We start from the raw sequence: 17116 nt of genomic DNA, 5'->3' as shown, positions 1-17116 counted from the left end.
CCAGGTACGACAAACGCGACTACATCTTCAACGGCACCCTGGCCACGGCAGCCATCGTGATCTGGCTCCGCGACCTCATCAAAGAACCATCAGACACGGCCTAGGGGCTGTGGGGGACGTGGAGATCTGACGAACGGCCAGTGGGCCCGGCTTGAGCCGTTGCTGCCGCAGGGCACCAAGCCGGGCCAGCCGCAGGTGTGGACGCGGCGGCAGCTGATGGACGGCATACGGTGGCGGACCCGGACGGGTGCCCCGTGGTGGGACGTGCCCGAAAGGTACGGGCCCTGGGGCCGGTCCTACGACCTGTTCTGGCGCTGGCAGCGGGACGGGACGTGGGCCACGATTCTTACCCGTCTCCAGACCGAGGCAGACACAAAAGGCCTGATCGCCTGGGAGGTCAACGTCGATTCCACCGTCTGCCGGGCCCATCAGTACGCCGCCGGGGCGGTGAAAAGGGGGGCCTCCAGAAGGAGCCGCCCGGCGGAGTCGCCGTCGAGCCGGCCGATCACGGCCTCGGACGGTCCCGCGGCGGGCTGATGACCAAAATCCATCTCGCCGTCGAGTAGGGGCAAAAGCCCATGTCCATCATGGTCACGGCCGAGCAGCGGGGCGACTCGCCGCAGTTCGAGCAAAGGAGCTCGGATCCGGAGGCCTATGCAGGAGCAGTCCTTCGGGAGGGGTCCCATCCGCGACTTCGGCGAGCAGTCGCCCCACCTCCGACCAGGATGTACCTGCGGCCAGGCAGTCTTGGACGAGACGGACCATGCTCAAGGCCAACTCCTGGGCCTGCTCCCACGCCTCGTGCGTTCTCTTCACGGCCTCACAGTGCTCTTCGATGCAATGGGTCAGTGCCGCTACGTACTGACTATCTGTCACGCCCATTGAACGCCGGCACTCCGCTGGAGATACGGGTCAGCAGGCGCCGCCACTGGGCGGAATGTCCAAGAGGGAAGACACGGCACAGGCCAAGTGCGACCCGGACCATCGGCGCGTGCGAGGCGTTTCGGACCGACGAGCAGCGCCCGTCTGATGGGCCAAGCAGCTCACACTCTTCGAGGACCAGCAAGCACCCAGTTTTGCCCGCACCTGCCCTGACCTGCTGCTCTTTACACGTCAAAGCCACGAAATAATCATGCCTTGATCATGGTCTTGGAGTTCTCGACGTACGGCGCGTCCTTGAGCACCGGCATCTTCGACGGGCCGAAGATCCCCGGCTGCACCGCGTCCTTGTCCGAGCCGAGCGCGCAGTCGCCGCGCGAGCCGTCCAGGACGGCGACCCCGGACGCCGGGTACGTCGCCTTCCCGAGCGGCGTCGAACAGCGCTGTGCGAGGTCGTCGGTGATCCGCGGCAGGACCTGTGACTGGCTGAAGAAGGAGTGCCCGGCGGAGTCCGCCGCGACGGTGTTCACCCAGGGGAGCCCCTGGACGCGGCGCAGGGTCTCCTGGACGTCGCGCGTGGAGCGGGACTTCGCGAAGCCGAGCGCGGTGTCGGAGCCCCGCAGGTTGGCGGCGTTCGGATCATTGAGGGCGTACGCCGTCGTCGCCGACCAGGGCAGCGGCAGCGAGGCGCCGAGCGAGGTGACGACCGGCCCGTACCGGGTCCACCACTGGGTCCGCGTCACCGGAGACCCGCCCTTGACCGGCACGGACACCGTCCGCTTCGTCATCCGCTCCCGATTGCCGTCCACGAGGTACGCCGTCGGGTCGGCCGGATCCAGGGTCAGCTGGTGGAGGTTGAGGGGGACGCCCGTCGCGACCGTGTGGCTCCAGGCCACCTTCTCGTTGAAGCCGATGTTGACGACGGTCGTGCCCAGCAACGAGCCGCCGGAGACGTTCAGTTCGCCCGGTATGGTCTGCTGCGACTGCCAGAAGCGCCGGCCGCCCTGCCAGGGGTAGTGCGGATTGCCCAGCAGCAGTCCGCGCCCGTTCGCGGTGGTCCCCCCGCTGAACGCGACGCCGTTGGACCCCATGTCGGCGTTCTGCGGAGCGAACATCGCGCGCGCCGCACCGGCCGCCCGCTCCGGATCGACCGTGTCCACAGGCGCGGCGCCCGTGTGCCCGGCGCTCGGCGGCCCGGCGCTCGGCGGCGCTGCGGCGTGATGCCGTCGATGCCGCGGCCCTGGCCGCCCAGCACGGAGACCGCGAACCCGCGCCGGGCGACGTCCAGCGGTGTCACCGGGCGCACCCAGTCGGCGTCCTTGCAGGCCGGGTCGGTGATGCGGTTCTGCTTCAGCCACGCGTTGTACCCGGCGGCCCAGCCGCGCATCGAGTCCCCGACCTGCCGGCTGGGGCCGGCGGGGGCGGGCGTGGCCAGCAGTTTCTCGACCGTACCCGCGTCCCGTACGCCGGCGAAGTACAGGTCGCTGGACAGGTTCCTGGTGGCGGACGACAGCGAGGAGTCGGGCGCCGCGTCCGGGCCGAAGTGACGCGAACGCTCCCCCCGCACGGTCACGAACCCGTCGGCGAGCGTGCACACCTGGTCGGCGGCCTGGGCCCAGCCGGTGCCGAAGCCGAGGTTCGCGTAGTCCTTGGCCACGATGTGCGGAATGCCGTACTCCGTGTATCGGATGAGAGCGGACAGCTTGCCGGACGACGGATGCCGGTCGCGGGAACCGGCGTCGGCGGTCCCGGAGGTGGCTCCGGCAGTGGCCGGCGGCAGCACGGCCGCCGCGGTGACCAGGGCTATCCCGGTGAGTGTGAGCTGTTTCAGGCGGGTACGGAAGTGCAACGTGCCTCCCAAAGTGACGGTGGCGCAAGGGGGTCGGCAGAGTGATTGGTCCATGCAGGCACCCTGATGCGCCCATGTCAACATCCCGGCCGGCATCCGGCCCCGCGGCCACTTGACCCCGCCGGCACCGCGCTCCAGGATCACGCCATGACGGCAGACGTACGCGGCAGCACAGTCGACGGGATCGTGGCCGCAGCGCGCGGCGGACCCCGGAGCGCACTGCCCTGCGGTACGCCGACCGGGCCTGGACCTACGCCGAGCTGGGCGCCGCGGTGTCCACCGCCGCCGCCGGACTGGCCGCCTGCGGGCTGGAGGACGGCGATTGGGTGGCGGCCTACGGCCACAACTCGGACGTGTACCTGTTCGCCTTCCTCGCCCGCGCACGCGCCGGGCTCGTCCACGTGCCGGTCAACCAGAACCTGACCGGTGACGACCTGGCGTACATCCTGGACGACTCGGGCAGCGCATTGGTCCTCGCCGACCCCGGCCTCTCCTCGGGAGGGTCGGGCCCTGTGAGCTGGGCCGGCTCAACACCCAACGCCAGCGCGATGGCTGGCAGCCACGTCCTCGGGGAGCGTCGGCCGGTCTCGTATCGATTGATGTCCTGTCGGGTCAACGTTTCCAACCCAGCACACCGGTTGGCCTCGCTGGCCAACCGTGGCTGGCTCCAGCCAAGCGCCCCGCGGCGCTGCTTGATCCTCTCTCCGATCATCACACCTCCAATCCTGGCCTACACCTGGCCTACGTCTGGCCGCTCCCCAAGGAATCTCCCCGGCGGTCCGATTGAACCGCAGGGCACCAGCCGAAGAGAGGCGGCGAAGAATGACGGAACCTCAAGCACCCGTGCAGCAAGCACCACTCGCGTTCATCTACGACCGGCACGCTACGGCGACGAAGACCATCCTCGGTATCCGCATCGAAGACTGTCGGACGTACGCGACGCTGAAGGGCTGGGAGGTCGCCGGCGTCTGGATTGACGAAGGCTATGACGCTCTTGGTGACGACCACCGTCCGGAGTTCGACGGCATGTGTCGTGCCATGGAGCAGTTCGCCCGCTCTCGGCGGGTGATCTGCCTGGCACAGGGATGGGACAGGTTTTCTCGCGACGAGACAAACTCTGCCTCTCTTCGTCGTCGGATTGCCGCTGCGGGCGGTTACTGCGAAACCGCGTCCGGTGAGACGGACCCCCCGCAGGCGGGTAACGGCAGGCTGACAACACCCGCCATCCCGACCTGACCCCCCATGAATGCCCGCCCTGGCCAGGACGCCCCTCAAGGTGGCAGCACCCCGGCCGGTGCGGGTCTCAATCCTCTGAACGGAGGGGGGCTTCTTCACGCTTACTGGCCTTCCGGCCACCACACTCGTCGTACGTCTGCGCGGACCTCGGAACGGCTTCTCTCGCCGTCCTGCCGGTCCCGGTCAATCCGCTTGGCGACGGACGTTCTGCGGGTCTTCTGAACCCGTTGCTGGGGCATGGCTTCCTCTCCAAGAACTGGTCCTCTGCCCGCCGGGGGCAGACCGTCCGGCGGGCAGAGGGAGTTGGCGCTCAGCCGGTACCGCACCCGCAGGTACCGCCGGCGGTGTTGCAGTCGGGCAGCGTGCCGCACGTACCGGCGGTCCGGCGCTCCTTGATCAAGTCCTTCCAGAGCACGTTGGGCGCGTCATACGCGTGGGCTTGGTGGTAGTCCTCACGGGCGTTGAAGCCGTGGCCACGTACGCGTCCATGCTCAGGCCCAACTGGTTCATGCCCGTGATCCAGCTGCCCACACCGCTGAGCTGCGCCGTGACGCAGCACGTACCGTCGGAGATGTTCAGCGTGTCCAGGGCGATCTGGTTCTCCCAGCCGGGCTTCTTCTCGTCCAGCAGAGCCGCGCCCTTGGCGACGCGGGCCGCGTAGTCGATGTCCGTGCCGGCCACCGTCCTGCGGCCGGACGAGCACGAGGGGCGGATGGACTCGTGCGGCAGGCCCGTGCTCTTCGTCGAGGCGAAGGTCGTCGACGAGAACGGCGACGAGGTCCCCGACGGAACGGCGGGCGAAGTCGTCCACCGTTCACCGCAGCTGTGCGAGGGCTACTGGCACAGGGCGGCCGAGACCAGGGAGGCGTTCCGCGACGGCTGGTTCCGCTCCGGAGACCTCGCGGTGCGCGACCGCGAGGGGTACTTCACGATCGTCGACCGGGTGAAGGACGTCATCGACTCCGGTGGCGTGCTCGTCGCCTCCCGGCAGGTCGAGGACGCGCTCTACACCCACCCGGGCGTCGCGGAGGCGGCGGTCGAGCGCTGGATCGAGGCCGTCACCGCCGTCGTCGTACCGCGCGGCAAGGTGACGGAAGCGGAACTCCTCGCCCACGCCCGCGAGAAGCTCGCCCGCTTCAAGGCCCCGAAACGGGTGCTGTTCGTGGAGGAACTGCCGCGCAACGCCAGCGGGAAGATCCTCAAGCGCGAACTGCGCCACCGCTTGGGCGCGTTCACCTCGCCCACCTCGCCTGCTTCGCCCGCCTCGTCTACTGCGTCCGCAGATCCTCGATCCGCCTGAGCTTGCCCACCGACCGCTCCAGCGTCTCGGGATCGACGATCTCGACCCCGACCGACACCCCCACGCCGTCCTTCACGGCGGCCGCGATCGACGCCGACGCGGCCGCCCGCTGCTCCCCGGTGGCCTCCGCCCGCGCCTCCGCCCGTACGGTCAGGTGGTCCATCCGGCCCTCGCGGGTCAGCCGCAGCTGGAAGTGCGGAGCGACACCGGGCGTACGCAGCACGATCTCCTCGATCTGGGTGGGGAAGAGGTTCACGCCGCGCAGGATGACCATGTCGTCGCTGCGGCCGGTGACCTTCTCCATCCGCCGGAACCCCGGACGCGCGGTTCCCGGGAGCAGCCGCGTCAGGTCGCGCGTGCGGTAGCGGACGACCGGCATGGCCTCCTTGGTGAGCGAGGTGAGGACCAGCTCGCCCTGCTCGCCGTCCGGCAGCACCTCGCCGGTGACCGGGTCGACGACCTCCGGGTAGAAGTGGTCCTCCCAGATGTGCAGACCGTCCTTGGTCTCCACGCACTCCTGCGCCACTCCGGGGCCGATGACCTCCGACAGTCCGTATATGTCGACGGCGTCGATCGCGCACCGCTCCTCGATCTCGCGCCGCATCTCCTCGGTCCACGGTTCGGCGCCGAAGATGCCCACTTCGAGGGAGGTCGTACGAGGATCCACGCCCTGGCGCTCGAACTCGTCGAGCAGCGTCAGCATGTAGGAGGGCGTGACCATGACGACCTCGGGGCGGAAGTCCTGGATCAGCTGCACCTGGCGCGCGGTCATCCCGCCCGACGCGGGGATGACGGTGCAGCCGAGCCGCTCGGCCCCGTAGTGCGCGCCGAGGCCGCCCGTGAACAGGCCGTATCCGTACGCCACATGCACCTTGTGCCCGGGGCGGCCGCCGGCCGCGCGGATCGAGCGGGCCACCATGTCGGCCCACATGTCCAGGTCGCGCTCGGTGTAGCCGACGACCGTCGGGCGGCCCGTCGTGCCGCTGGACGCGTGGATGCGGCGGATGTCGGTCTCGGGAACGGCGAACATGCCGAAGGGGTAGTGGTCGCGCAGATCGGTCTTGACCGTGAAGGGGAAGCGGGCGAGATCGGCGAGCGAACGGCAGTCCTCGGGACGGAGTCCGGCCCTGTCGAACGCCTGCCGGTAGAACGGGACGTTCTCGTACGCGTGGCGCAGTGTCGTCCGCAGGCGCCCGAGCTGCAGCACACCGAGCTCCTCGCGGCCGAGCTGCTCCGCCGCGTCCAGCAAAACCGTCATGGGTGACTCTCCCGCACGGACCGGACGACCGGTCATTCGGCTCATTCGGCTGATCTTCCGTGGGCCAGTAATCCAGGAGCCCGGTCGGACGTCAAGGGAACGCGTTGCCCGGGACGCCCGGCAGTTGACATGATCTTGCACATGGGGACATTCAGCGCGTACGACGGGACCACGCTCGCCTACCACCTCGTGGGGGAGGGGGAGCCGCTGGTCTGCCTGCCCGGCGGCGCCATGCGCGCCTCCGCCTACCTCGGCGACCTGGGCGGCCTCTCCGCCCACCGGCAGCTCGTCCTCCTCGACCTGCGCGGCACCGGCGACTCCGCGGTCCCGGCCGACCCGGCGACGTACCGCTGCGAGCGGCTCGTCGCCGACGTCGAGGCGCTGCGCGAACACCTGGGCCTGGAGCGGACGGACCTGCTGGCGCACTCGGCGGCGGGCAACCTCGCCATGCTGTACGCCGCCGCGCACCCCGGCCGTATCCGCCGCCTGGCGCTCGTCACGCCCACCGCATGGGCGGCGGGGGTGCCGGTGACGGCCGAGGACCGGCTGGCGGCGGCGCGGGCGCGGAAGGACGAGCCGTGGTTCGAGGAGGCGTACGCCGCCCTCGAAGCCCAGCTGCGCGGCGTCGACGCGCCCGGTTCGGCCCGTCCGTTCCTCTACGGGCGCTGGGACGCGGCCGCCCGGGCGCACGCCGCCGCGAGCCCGCTCCAGCTGAACGAGGCGGCGGCGAAGGTGTTCGCCACCCAGAGCGTCTTCGATCCGCCGGCGACGCGCGCCGCGCTGGCGGCGCTCCGGGCGCCCGTCCTCGTGCTCGCCGGGGAACGCGACGGCGTGCCCACCCCGGAACGCGCCGCCGAGATTGCCGCCCTCTTCCCCGGCGCCGAACTGACCGTCCAGCCCGGCGGCGGCCACTTCCCGTGGCTGGACGACCCCGGCCGGTTCACCCGTACCGTGGGTGCCTTCTTCGATCCGGCGCCGTGAAGCGTACGGGCGAACGGCGTCCGGATCGCGTACCGCACCTGGGGGCGACCCCGCCGCGCCGCCCGTCCTGCTGCTGCGCGGCCGGTCCGGGAACAGCCGGCCCATGCCGCAGGACCGGCCGGCGCGGACCGCGGAGCTGATCCCCGGCTGCCGCCCGGTGACCGTCGGCGCGGGCCATCCGGTCCATCAGGACGCGCCCGAGGCGTTTCCCACGCAGCTCAGGGCGGCCGGCTGCTACTGACACGGTGTCTGGCAATGCGGCGTACCGGCTGGTAATAATCAGGCTGCCGGACTGCCACGACCGGCGCGGCCGCCGCAACCGCCACGTCTGCCCTGGAGGCCCCAGTTGACCGCCACCGACCGTTCCGCGCGTCTGCTCGTGGGTCTTCTCGCGGCGGCCGGCGCCGCCCACGTCGTCGCGCCCAGGCAGTTCGACGCGATCGTGCCCCGGACGCTGCCGGGAAGCCCCCGCGCCTGGACGCACGCGAGCGGCGTCGCCGAACTCCTGCTGGCGGCGGGGATCGCGGTGCCCCGCACCCGGCGGGCGAGCGCGGTCGCCGCCGCGTGCTTCTTCGCGGGCGTCTTCCCGGCCAACGTGAAGATGGCGTACGACTGGCGCCACAAGCCCGCCCCGCTCAAGGCCCTGGCCTGGGGGCGGCTCCCGCTCCAGGTCCCGCTCGTCCTGTGGGCGGCCAGGACCGGCCGGGAGGCCACGCGCTGAGTCGTCCCGTGCGGCGCGGCTCAGCGCCTGCGCGTACGCGTGGTCCCGCGCCAGCCGAAGGGACCCGGCAGGTCCATGGAGGTGGTGCGGCGGCCCGTACTGCTGAAGGTGTGCCGCGGGCCGTTCCTGCCGCCCATGGTGAGGGACCAGGAGTGACGGTTGATGTTCAGCCGCACCCCCGGGAGGATCCGGAAGCTCTTGCGGAATGTGATCGGCATGGTCGGCGTCCTTGGAGGAGGGGATCCGAGACTGTACGGGTGTCCCGTCCTGCCCGCCCCATGCCCCCGGCCCGACGTCACGCGTGCGGCGGTCCGGACGCCCTGCCACGCGGCGTGGGAACCCGCGCTCCCCGCCGTGGTGGACATGCTCCAGCACGCGCACCCCCATCGTCCGCAAGGCGGCACGCGGGGGACTGGTCCGTAGGAGCACGCCGACGGTCCGCGCCCGCCGACGGCGGACGGGAGCGTTCAGTCCGCCGCCCGCACCGGACCCGTGGCGAGGACGGCGGCGACCGTGTCCGCCTCGGTGGCCGGCTTGTCCTCGCGGTGGCGCACCACACGCGCGAAACGCAGCGTCACCCCTTCCGGGTAGCGCGTGGACCGCTGGAGCCCGTCGTAGGCGACCTCGACGACGAGCTCCGGACGTACGGTCACCACATGACCGCTGTCGTCGGTCGCCAGCTCCCGCAGCCGCTCCGTCTGCCAGTCCAGCATCGCGTCGGTGAGCCCCTTGAACGTCTTGCCGAGCATCGCGAACGTACCGTCGGGCCGCCGTGCCCCGAGATGCAGGTTCGAGAGCTTGCCGGTCCTGCGGCCGTGCCCCCACTCGGCGGCCAGGACCACCAGGTCGAGCGTGTGCACGGGCTTCACCTTGAGCCACGAAGCGCCGCGCCGTCCCGCCTGGTAGGGCGAGTCCAGCGCCTTGAGCACCACCCCTTCGTGGCCGCGCCCCAGCGTGCGCGCCAGGAAGTCCCCGGCCCGCGGCGCGTCGTCGGGACCGGTCACCACCGTCCGGCGTACGCGCATCGGCTCGGGCACCAGGCGCGCCAGGCGCTCGTACCTGTCGCGGTAGGGCAGGTCCAGGAGAGCCTCGCCGTCGAGCGCCAGTACGTCGAAGAAGACGGGCGACAGGGGCAGCGCCTCACGGGCCGCCGCCACGTCGAGGCGGGAGCCGACGCGGCCCGCGATGTCCTGGAAGGGGCGCGGCCCGCCCCGCGCGTCGAACGCGATGACCTCGCCGTCGAGGATGAACCGGTCCCCGGCCAACCCGGCGGCGGCCGAGGTCAGTTCCGGTACGCGGTCCGTGATGTCCTCCAGAGTGCGGGTGAAGACGCGCACCCACGCCCCGTCCCGGTGCACCTGGACCCGGACGCCGTCCAGCTTCTCCTCCACGGCGCACGGCCCGAGCCTGTCGACCGCCGCGCCGACGTCCTGCCCGGGGTGCGCCAGCATCGGCGGCACGGCGCGGCCCACCCGGAGGCGGAACTCCGTGAGCGCCGCGGGCCCCCGGGCCAGCAGCGCCCGGCCGACCGAGACCAGCGAACCGCCCAGCATCACCGCCCGGCGCACGTCGGCGGCGGGCACCGAAGCCGCCGCGGCCAGCCCCTCCGCCGCCAGCGCGTCCAGAGCCCCCTGCCGCACCTCACCCGTGAGCAGCCCGACCAGGAACCGCTGCTCCTCGTCCGTCGCCGCCGCCATCAGCTCCCGCACCAGCCGCCCCCGCCGCGCCTGCGCGCCGGGCCCCGAGACCCCCGCGAACCCCGTCAGCGCCGAGTCCACCCCGCCCACGGTCAGCGTGGGCGCGGCGGCGGGAGCGACGGGCTCGCGCAGCAGGCTCCAGCCGATCCCGATGCGTCCCTGGGGGAGACGGCCCGCCAGGTAGGGGATCACGATCGGTACGTCGTCGGGCTCCGCGCTCCGGAAGAGCTCCGCCAGCAGCGCGGTCTTGCGCGAGCGCGCCGACGTCGAGGCGATCTCCCGCGAGACCCGGGCGAGTGTGACCAGCAACATGCCCTCCATCCTGCAACGGCGCGCGCCGTTGCACAGCTCTAAGGTCGGATGGTGGCCCTCTTCCGTATCGAACACCGAACGCCGCTGCCGGCCGACGAGGCGTGGCGGCGCCTGACCGTGTGGGAACACCACGCCGCTCAGGTCCCGCTCACCCGCATCACCGTCACCACCCCGCCGCCGACCACCGAGGGGACGGTGCTCGTGGCCCGTACGGGCCTGGGACGCCTGGGCTTCGACGACCCGATGGAGGTCATGGCCTGGGACCCGCCGGTGCGGGGCGGCGCCGGCCACTGCCGGCTGGAGAAGCGGGGCGGAGTGGTCCTGGGGTGGGCCGAGATCGACGTACGCCCCGCCGGGGGCGGGGCCGTGGTCGTCTGGACGGAGGAGCTGCGGCTGCGCGGGTTCCCCCGGGCGCTCGACGCGGTGGTCGTACGGGCGGGACGGGTGGTCTTCGGCCGGGCGGTGAAGGGCCTGCTCGGGGCGTAGGGGCTGGGCGGGCGGAGGCCCCGGGGCCCACGTACGGCACGAGCTGTACCTGGCGCACCCGGCCCGGCCCCGGGCGTCCGACGCCCACGGTCCGCGCACTCCCGTCGCGGCCTGTCCGTCGCCGGAGACGATCGCTAGGCTGACCGGCGGACGACGAACCGGGAGGAGCAGGGACGTGGCCGAGAGCATCACCGCGCAGCGGCTTGCGGACTGGGGCAAGCCGGAACTGGACCTGAGCAGAGCGGACTGGCAGTCGGGCAGTCAGGGGGCCGGCGACGTTCAGATCGCGTTCGTCGAGGGATTCATCGCGATGCGCAACGCCGCCAGACCCGGCAGCCCGTCACTGATCTTCGACCCGGCCGAATGGCGTGCCTTCGTAAGGAACGCGCGGGACGGCGCCTTCGATCTGACCTGAGGGCCCGCGACCGCGCGCCGCCCCTCGCCGTACGGGCCGGATTCCGGCCCGTACGGCGGATCCCCGGCCCCGCCGGCCGCGCGCCCCGAGCGGCCGGGAGCGAGCCGCGCACCGGCCCGCCCCGGCGCCGGAAGCCCGCCCGGGCCACGTACCATGGCGGCATGTCCTTCCTCCGCCGCCGCCCCTCCGCCACGCCCGCGGGCCCGGAATTCGACGTCCTGGCCATGGACCCGGGTGACTGGCCGGGCAACCTCGGAGCGGGCCTGCTGCCCGCCCCCGACGGCAGCTGCCAGGGTGTCTTCCTGCGCTACGACCTGTTCGGCGGCCGCGGCCCCGCGATGGTCATCGGCAATCTGCCGGAGGGCTCCCCGGCCCGGGAGCTCGCCGAAGGGCAGGTGCCCTTCGAGGTGGCGCAGCTGCTCGCGGCGCTCGAGAACGACGAGCCCGTCGAGGTGGTCGGCAGTGAGGACATGCCGGTGATGCAGGGCGACAACCTGCTGATCGTGCGCCGCGTCAAGCTCTCCGAAAGCCGCATCTCCTGCGTACAGTTCGACCGCAGCGACCATGTGCTCGTCACCATCGCCAGCTGGGACCGGCCGATCACCGACGACCTGTACGCGCTGCTGAAGCCCCTGCCCGCGGAGCTTTTCCAGCAGGGTTGAGTTCCGTGTGAGGCGAGGAGCGGTGGTGGCAGACGTGGCAGCCGGCGTACCGGGAACACGGCATCCGAAGGTGAGGAAGCAGCGCCCCTTGTGGATGGAGCTCCCGCTCCTCGTGGTGATCGCGCTGCTGCTGGCCCTGTTCGTCAAGACGTTCCTGGTGCAGGCGTTCTCCATCCCCTCGGAGTCCATGCAGAACGCGCTCCAGAAGGGCGACCGGGTACTCGTCGACAAGCTGACCCCGTGGTTCGGCTCCGAGCCCGAGCGCGGTGAGGTCGTCGTCTTCCACGACCCGGGCGACTGGCTGAGGAACGAGCCGACGCCGCAGCCCGGCGCGGTGCAAAAGGCGCTCGGCTTTGTCGGACTGATGCCGTCCGCCGAGGAGAAGGACTTGATCAAGCGGGTCGTCGGGGTCGGCGGCGACACGGTGGAGTGCGAGGGCGCGGGCCCGCTGAAGGTCAACGGCAAGGCGCTCGACGAGCCGTACGTCTTCCCCGGGAACACGGCCTGCAGTACGGACCCGGAGGGGCAGTTCAAGGTCACCGTGCCCACCGGCCACCTCTGGGTGATGGGTGACCACCGGCAGGCGTCCGGAGACTCCCGCTACCACCAGCACCAGCCCGGCGCCGGCATGGTGCCCGTGGACGACGTGGTGGGACGCGCGGTGGTGGTCGCCTGGCCGGTCGGCCGGCTGGACGGCCTGCCGGTACCCGCCACCTTCGACGGCGCGGGCACCGGCGCGCGGCGCTGACCGCCCCCGTCGCCTCTCCCGCCCCCGGTGAACAGGCCGTACGCAGCGGCCCGTTCACCGACGGCGGGCGGTGTGGGGTGTGCGGACGGTGTTACAGGTGTGCCGCGGCCGGCCGACCCAGCAGGGCGGTGACCCGGGCGGCCGAAGTGCCCGGCCCGGTGGGGCCGCTCAGGTGCCACGGCGCGCCGCCGGCCCCGCTGCGCAGGTCCTCGTCGCGGTAGCGGACGCACCCGCGGTGCCAGTTCAGGATCCCGGCCATCCAGTCCTGGAGCTCACGCACATAGCCGTCGAGGATCTCCCGGGCTTCGGCGCCCAGCCCGAAGTCGTCGTACAGGACGGGCAGTTCGACCTTGATGACGTGCTGGAACTGCCTCATCCGCCCCTTCATCAGCTCGTGCACCATTTCGACCCCGGTCGGATAGTCGACGCCGAAGAAGTTCTGCACGACCAGGACGGCGTTGTGCATCTCGCCCTCGTACTCGATCTCCTTCTGGTACGAGAAGAGGTCGTTGAGCAGGGCGGCGTAGTCGACGGCCGAGTTCTCCAGCGACCGGATGGAGCCGCTCTGGTAGATCTCGTCCGGAACGCGGTCCCCGTGCGACAGCCGGCACAGCCGCATCGTCATGTCGGCGCCGAAGGTGAACCGCCGCATCTCGACGTAGTCCACCGGATCGGGAACGCGGTGCAGCGCCTGGTTCGCCAGCTCCCACTCCCAGCTCGCGATCATGTCGTCGACCGACGTGCGGAACGTACGCCGCGAAGCGTCGTTCATCGGCCCCGCCGTCCGCTGCCAGAGGTCGGCCAGTCCCCGCTCCATCGCGTCCACCGGCTCGGGCGTGGCCTCCCCGTCCAGGGGCATGAAGAGCCGCAGCCGCTCATTGGCCGCGTACGCGCCGGCCAGGTCGCGGGTGCGGCCGTAGATCACGGGGTACAGGTCGTCGCCGTACGTCCCCCAGGTCAGCCAGTTCGACGACAGGTCCAGCTCCTGCGGCGTCGCGTCGGGTTGCAGACCCGCCGAGCAGAGCGGCAGATCGATGTTCCGCAGCCGGCGCTCGTCCCACACGTGCGACGCCGGCCGCCCCGGCTGCGGCCCCAGCATCCCCATCCGCCACGCCCACGCGACGTTCCGCTCCCGGGCCCCCGCCAGGTGCGGGCTCAGCCGGAGTGGGTACGGGAAGTCCAGATCGGGCACGATGGACGGACCGATGTGCTGGTACGGCACGTGGCCGTGCTTGCGCAGCCGCGCGGCTTCGGCCCTCGGCGTGAAGTGGATCGTGGCCGCCGCCATGCCCCAGCCGCTCCCGGCGGGCCCGGCCGCCGCCCCCCCGCCGTTCATGTACCGGCTGGAGCGCATGTGCCACTCGTGCCCGCCCGACTGCCAGTCCTGCAAGCCCTTGGCGTACGCCAGTACGGCGGCCGTCTCGTCCGGGCGCAGCCCCTTCCCGGCGCACAGCGGCCCGAGTTCGGTGAGCGCCGTGTTCTCGAACTGCTGGAGCCGGGACGTCAGCAGATCGTTCACCGCCTCCGCCGCCTCCTGCGTCGTACAGCCCAGGAAATTCTCCAGGACCAGTACGCCGTTGCTGTTCTCGTGCTCCTCCTCGACCTCACGCTGGTACGAGAAGAGGTCGTTGCGCAGGTGCACCGCGTCCGAGAACGCGTCACGCAGCACCGCGAGCGGCCGGGAGTGCGCCACCGACGCCGGGACCTCGGCGTTCGCCGCGAACTCGACGATGCCCGCCGACCAGGGCGCGCCGCCGACCTTCCGGCGCATCTCGATGTACTCGACGGGGTTGGCGATCCGTCCCTCGTCCATGTTGGACAGTTCCCACAGGGACTCGTTGAGCAGGTTCCTGGTCGACTCGGCGAACCGTTCCCGCCATGCGCCGGTCATGCTCGGCACGGTCCGCGTCCACAGGTCCGCCAGCCCCGCCTCGACCGGGTTCTCCGGCTCCGGCATGCCGTCCGCCAGGTCCATCGGCATGAACGCCGGCAGCCGGTCCAGGTACCGCTTCCCGCCCTCCCGGTCCAGGGACCGCTTGAAGGTCTCCAGGAAGTGGTCGTCGAAGAAGAAGACCCACACGTACCAGTCGGTGACCAGCGCCAGCACGTCGGAGGAGCAGTCGGGATGCGTGTACGCGCAGAGCAGAGCGTAGTCGTGCGCTTCGAGGTCGCGCTCCTCCCAGATGCCCGAGCCCTCCAGCATCTCCATCCGGCGAGCCCACTCCCGCGTGTGCCGACGGGCCTCGTCGACGTGGGGGTTGAGCCGTGCCGGATACGGAACGTAGAAGTCCGGCAGTGTGAAGGGCTGTTGTGCCATGTACGGGTCCGGCCTTTCCAGGACGTCCGCGCGTCCACCGCCGCACGGACCGGTCGATTCGGCCCAGCCCTACCCGTCGCCCGTACGGCCCACTCCCCGCGCCGATTAGTCATACAAAAGGGCGCCATCGGCCGCAGTCGGCGATGGCGCCCCGTCGTCTTCCGTGACCCGCTACGGCCGGAACACGCGCACGTCAGAGGCTTTCACATAGGCGACCCGGTGTCCGAACTGGATCTCGTGGTACGCCTCCTCACCCCGGATCACCCGGTGTCCGGCGGTATCGAACCTCGGAGCGAAGAAGTACTCGCCCGGGGCACGGTCGCCGACCACATAACGCTGTCCGGCGAGCAGCTTGTACGGCAGTGGTGAAATGGCCTGCACCGGGACGGACGTGCCGGCGTACGCCGCCGCCTCCGGGTAGGCCCGCCCGTACACCGGTACTTCGGCGGCCCCGTCCCTCGGCGTCAGCAGCAGGCCGCGCGCGTTCACCGCGGTCGGCCGGGTGCGCGGATTGTGGAACCACGCCTTCTGCCCCAGGTACCAGATCGCGGTCCACTCGCCCCTGCGCTCCGCGACGGCGTACTGCTGCCCCGTCGAGGCGCGCGCGCCGGTGTCGTTGACGCCGTTCGTCGAGTCCTGGCCACCGGGGCGCAGACCGATGTCCTTCACCAGCGGCGCGTCCTGGGCGGGCGCGGTGTGCAGCCGGACGGCGCCCGAACCGTGCGGGGCGCAGGGCTGCCCGGCCTTCACGCAGCCCGTGTAGAGGGGCTGGTGCTTCGCGTACCGGGGCCGGACGGTGACCACACCGCTGCTGGGGCCCGCCGACGGGGTGAAGGGCTTGCCGAGCAGCTCGAAGTAGTGAGCCCAGTCCCAGTACGGGCCCGGGTCGGTGTGCATCCCGCGGATGGTGGCGGTGGTCGTTCCCGGGACGTTGTCGTGACCCAGGACGTGCTGCCGGTCGAGCGGGATCCCGTACCGCTTCGCCAGGTACTTCACCAGCCGCGCCGACGCGCGGTACATCGCCTCCGTGTACCAGGCGTCCGGCGAGGTCAGGAACCCCTCGTGCTCCAGGCCCACGGACTTGGAGTTGACGTACCAGTTGCCCGCGTGCCAGGCCACGTCCTTGAGCGGCACGTGCTGGGCGATGTGCCCGTCCGAGGAGCGCAGCGAGTACTGCCAGGACACGTACTCCGGGTTCTGGACCAGTTTGAGCGTCGTGTCCCAGGTGGCCTCGGTGTCGTGGACCACGATGTAGTCGATGCCCTGGCTCGCCGGCCGGTCGCCCTTGTCGTGGTTGCCGTAGTCGCCGTCCCCGAACTCCTTGTACGGGGCCGGGATCCACTCGCACGCCACCGTCTTCGGACACTCGGTGCGTCCCGTGTCGGCGGTCCGCAGCCCGAGGTCCGCGGCCCGCGTGCGGTGGGGTACGAGCCGGGGGGAGCCGGGCAGCGAGATCTGCTGCCCGCTGTCGGTCGTACGCCGCTCACCCGTCCGGATCACGTCGTACACGTCATCGGCGTACGTCGTCGCGGTCGCCGTGTCGTCGGCTCCGGAGAAGCGGGCGACCGCGCCGTACCAGTCGGCCGGGTCGGCGCTGAGCGGCTGCCCGAGCTGCTTCTGCTCGGCGGCCAGGAGCGCCGCCCCGCCCCGCACGTTCGCCGAGGGGCTCTGCCGCAGCTCCGCGGCCGGTAGCCCGGTCAGCGCGGCGGCCCGCTCCAGGGTCTTCAGCCGGGCCGGGAGTTCGGACACTTCCGGCACCCCGGCCTCACCACCGGTCCGCGCGGGGCGGGCGTCGTCACCGCGCGGGTCCTCCCCGGAGTCCGTGTGGTGCGGCGCCTCTTCGAGCGCGGTCCCGGCGTCGGTGAGGTGCATCGGGCCGTAGCCGCCGGTCACGCTCGGCGCGCCGCCGTGCGCGTCCCAGCGGGACTGCAGATACGCCACCCCGAGCAGCACGCTCTGCGGCACCCGGTACTGCGCGGCGGCCGCCGCGAAGTCGCGCTGCAGCGCACCGGACGCGGGCTGGGCGGACCGCGCGGGCCGCACGGTCCGCTCCGCGGTGGCGGAAGGCCCGGCCGACAGCAGTGGCAGCACCAGCGCGGCGGACACCACGAGACCCCCAGCCTGCCAGGCACGCCTGCGCGCGCTCGCGGATCGTGGCGTGACGGATCCTTGCACTGCAGCCTCCAGGGACGGGTGGTACACGAAGGGCCTGCCGGCCGGGACGCGATGACAAGGGGTATCGGCTCCCGGACGAT

At 71.6% G+C, this 17116-nt stretch carries 15 protein-coding genes and 5 pseudogenes; 11 read left to right on the top strand and 9 right to left on the bottom strand.

Going from position 1 to position 17116, the window contains the following annotated elements; genetic code table 11:
- Positions 1 to 159: 159 nt before the first annotated feature.
- Positions 160 to 285: pseudogene (locus ABD374_RS12005) on the top strand (transposase); the annotation flags it as partial.
- Positions 286 to 428: 143 nt separating this feature from the next.
- On the opposite strand, the gene ABD374_RS12000 reads toward ABD374_RS12005, so the two are convergent.
- Entirely contained in the window at positions 429 to 551 is a 123-nt protein-coding gene (locus tag ABD374_RS12000) for a hypothetical protein (RefSeq protein ID WP_344494326.1), read from the bottom strand.
- Positions 552 to 1151: 600 nt separating this feature from the next.
- Positions 1152 to 2728: pseudogene (locus tag ABD374_RS11995) on the bottom strand (penicillin acylase family protein); the annotation flags it as partial.
- A 147-nt stretch (positions 2729 to 2875) separates the two neighbouring features.
- On the opposite strand from ABD374_RS11995, the pseudogene ABD374_RS11990 reads away from it, so the two are divergent.
- Positions 2876 to 3225 (top strand): annotated as a pseudogene (locus ABD374_RS11990) (AMP-binding protein); the annotation flags it as partial.
- 80 nt (positions 3226 to 3305) lie between these two features.
- On the opposite strand, the pseudogene ABD374_RS11985 reads toward ABD374_RS11990, so the two are convergent.
- Positions 3306 to 3440: pseudogene (locus ABD374_RS11985) on the bottom strand (XRE family transcriptional regulator); the annotation flags it as partial.
- 110 nt (positions 3441 to 3550) lie between these two features.
- Here ABD374_RS11985 and ABD374_RS11980 point away from each other — a divergent pair.
- Entirely contained in the window at positions 3551 to 3964 is a 414-nt protein-coding gene (locus tag ABD374_RS11980; RefSeq protein WP_344494320.1) for a recombinase family protein, read from the top strand.
- Positions 3965 to 4360: 396 nt separating this feature from the next.
- On the opposite strand, the gene ABD374_RS11975 is transcribed toward ABD374_RS11980, so the two are convergent.
- Positions 4361 to 4645: a hypothetical protein gene (locus ABD374_RS11975; RefSeq protein WP_344494318.1), complete on the bottom strand. Its 285-nt coding sequence runs from the start codon at positions 4643 to 4645 to the stop codon at positions 4361 to 4363.
- On the opposite strand from ABD374_RS11975, the pseudogene ABD374_RS11970 reads away from it, so the two are divergent.
- A pseudogene (locus ABD374_RS11970) lies at positions 4641 to 5264 on the top strand (AMP-binding enzyme); the annotation flags it as partial. The gene ABD374_RS11975 and the pseudogene ABD374_RS11970 overlap by 5 nt on opposite strands.
- On the opposite strand, the gene paaK reads toward ABD374_RS11970, so the two are convergent.
- Positions 5233 to 6522 (bottom strand): phenylacetate--CoA ligase PaaK, encoded by a 1290-nt coding sequence (gene paaK / locus ABD374_RS11965; RefSeq protein WP_344494316.1) that lies wholly within the window; start codon positions 6520 to 6522, stop codon positions 5233 to 5235. The pseudogene ABD374_RS11970 and the gene paaK overlap by 32 nt on opposite strands.
- Positions 6523 to 6663: 141 nt before the next feature.
- On the opposite strand from paaK, the gene ABD374_RS11960 reads away from it, so the two are divergent.
- The 3 genes from ABD374_RS11960 (at position 6664) to ABD374_RS11950 (ending at position 8224) form a co-directional block, all read left to right on the top strand.
- Positions 6664 to 7503, top strand: coding sequence for an alpha/beta fold hydrolase (locus tag ABD374_RS11960; protein WP_344494314.1), 840 nt, complete (start codon positions 6664 to 6666; stop codon positions 7501 to 7503).
- Positions 7504 to 7606: 103 nt separating this feature from the next.
- On the top strand, positions 7607 to 7744 hold the full coding sequence (locus ABD374_RS11955; RefSeq protein WP_344494312.1) for a hypothetical protein: 138 nt from the start codon (positions 7607 to 7609) through the stop codon (positions 7742 to 7744).
- Between the two features lie 105 nt (positions 7745 to 7849).
- On the top strand, positions 7850 to 8224 hold the full coding sequence (locus ABD374_RS11950; RefSeq protein WP_344494310.1) for a DoxX family protein: 375 nt from the start codon (positions 7850 to 7852) through the stop codon (positions 8222 to 8224).
- A 20-nt stretch (positions 8225 to 8244) separates the two neighbouring features.
- Here ABD374_RS11950 and ABD374_RS11945 read toward each other — a convergent pair whose 3' ends face one another.
- The gene (locus tag ABD374_RS11945; RefSeq protein ID WP_344494308.1) at positions 8245 to 8442 is read right to left on the bottom strand and encodes a DUF4236 domain-containing protein; all 198 of its coding nucleotides are present in this window, start codon (positions 8440 to 8442) and stop codon (positions 8245 to 8247) included.
- Between the two features lie 249 nt (positions 8443 to 8691).
- On the bottom strand, positions 8692 to 10233 hold the full coding sequence (locus ABD374_RS11940) for an ATP-dependent DNA ligase (protein WP_344494306.1): 1542 nt from the start codon (positions 10231 to 10233) through the stop codon (positions 8692 to 8694).
- 51 nt (positions 10234 to 10284) lie between these two features.
- Here ABD374_RS11940 and ABD374_RS11935 point away from each other — a divergent pair, with 51 nt between their 5' ends.
- From ABD374_RS11935 to lepB, 4 genes are all read left to right on the top strand, one after another.
- Positions 10285 to 10719, top strand: a complete 435-nt coding sequence (locus ABD374_RS11935; protein ID WP_344494305.1) for an SRPBCC family protein — start codon at positions 10285 to 10287, stop codon at positions 10717 to 10719.
- Between the two features lie 175 nt (positions 10720 to 10894).
- Positions 10895 to 11134, top strand: coding sequence for a DUF397 domain-containing protein (locus ABD374_RS11930; RefSeq protein ID WP_344494303.1), 240 nt, complete (start codon positions 10895 to 10897; stop codon positions 11132 to 11134).
- Positions 11135 to 11295: 161 nt separating this feature from the next.
- Positions 11296 to 11796, top strand: a complete 501-nt coding sequence (locus ABD374_RS11925; protein ID WP_344494301.1) for a glycosyltransferase family protein — start codon at positions 11296 to 11298, stop codon at positions 11794 to 11796.
- A 94-nt stretch (positions 11797 to 11890) separates the two neighbouring features.
- Positions 11891 to 12544, top strand: a complete 654-nt coding sequence (gene lepB, locus ABD374_RS11920) for a signal peptidase I (RefSeq protein WP_344494324.1) — start codon at positions 11891 to 11893, stop codon at positions 12542 to 12544.
- A 91-nt stretch (positions 12545 to 12635) separates the two neighbouring features.
- Here the strand turns inward: lepB and ABD374_RS11915 are convergent, their stop codons facing one another.
- The gene (locus ABD374_RS11915; protein ID WP_344494299.1) at positions 12636 to 14861 is read right to left on the bottom strand and encodes a terpene synthase family protein; all 2226 of its coding nucleotides are present in this window, start codon (positions 14859 to 14861) and stop codon (positions 12636 to 12638) included.
- A 171-nt stretch (positions 14862 to 15032) separates the two neighbouring features.
- A complete protein-coding gene (locus tag ABD374_RS11910) occupies positions 15033 to 17036 on the bottom strand; it encodes an N-acetylmuramoyl-L-alanine amidase (RefSeq protein ID WP_425577197.1) in 2004 nt (667 codons plus the stop codon).
- Positions 17037 to 17116: the final 80 nt, after the last annotated feature.

This window comes from Streptomyces enissocaesilis (assembly GCF_039533765.1).
Classification (GTDB): domain Bacteria; phylum Actinomycetota; class Actinomycetes; order Streptomycetales; family Streptomycetaceae; genus Streptomyces; species Streptomyces enissocaesilis.
This window is presented reverse-complemented; position numbering and strand designations above follow the sequence as displayed.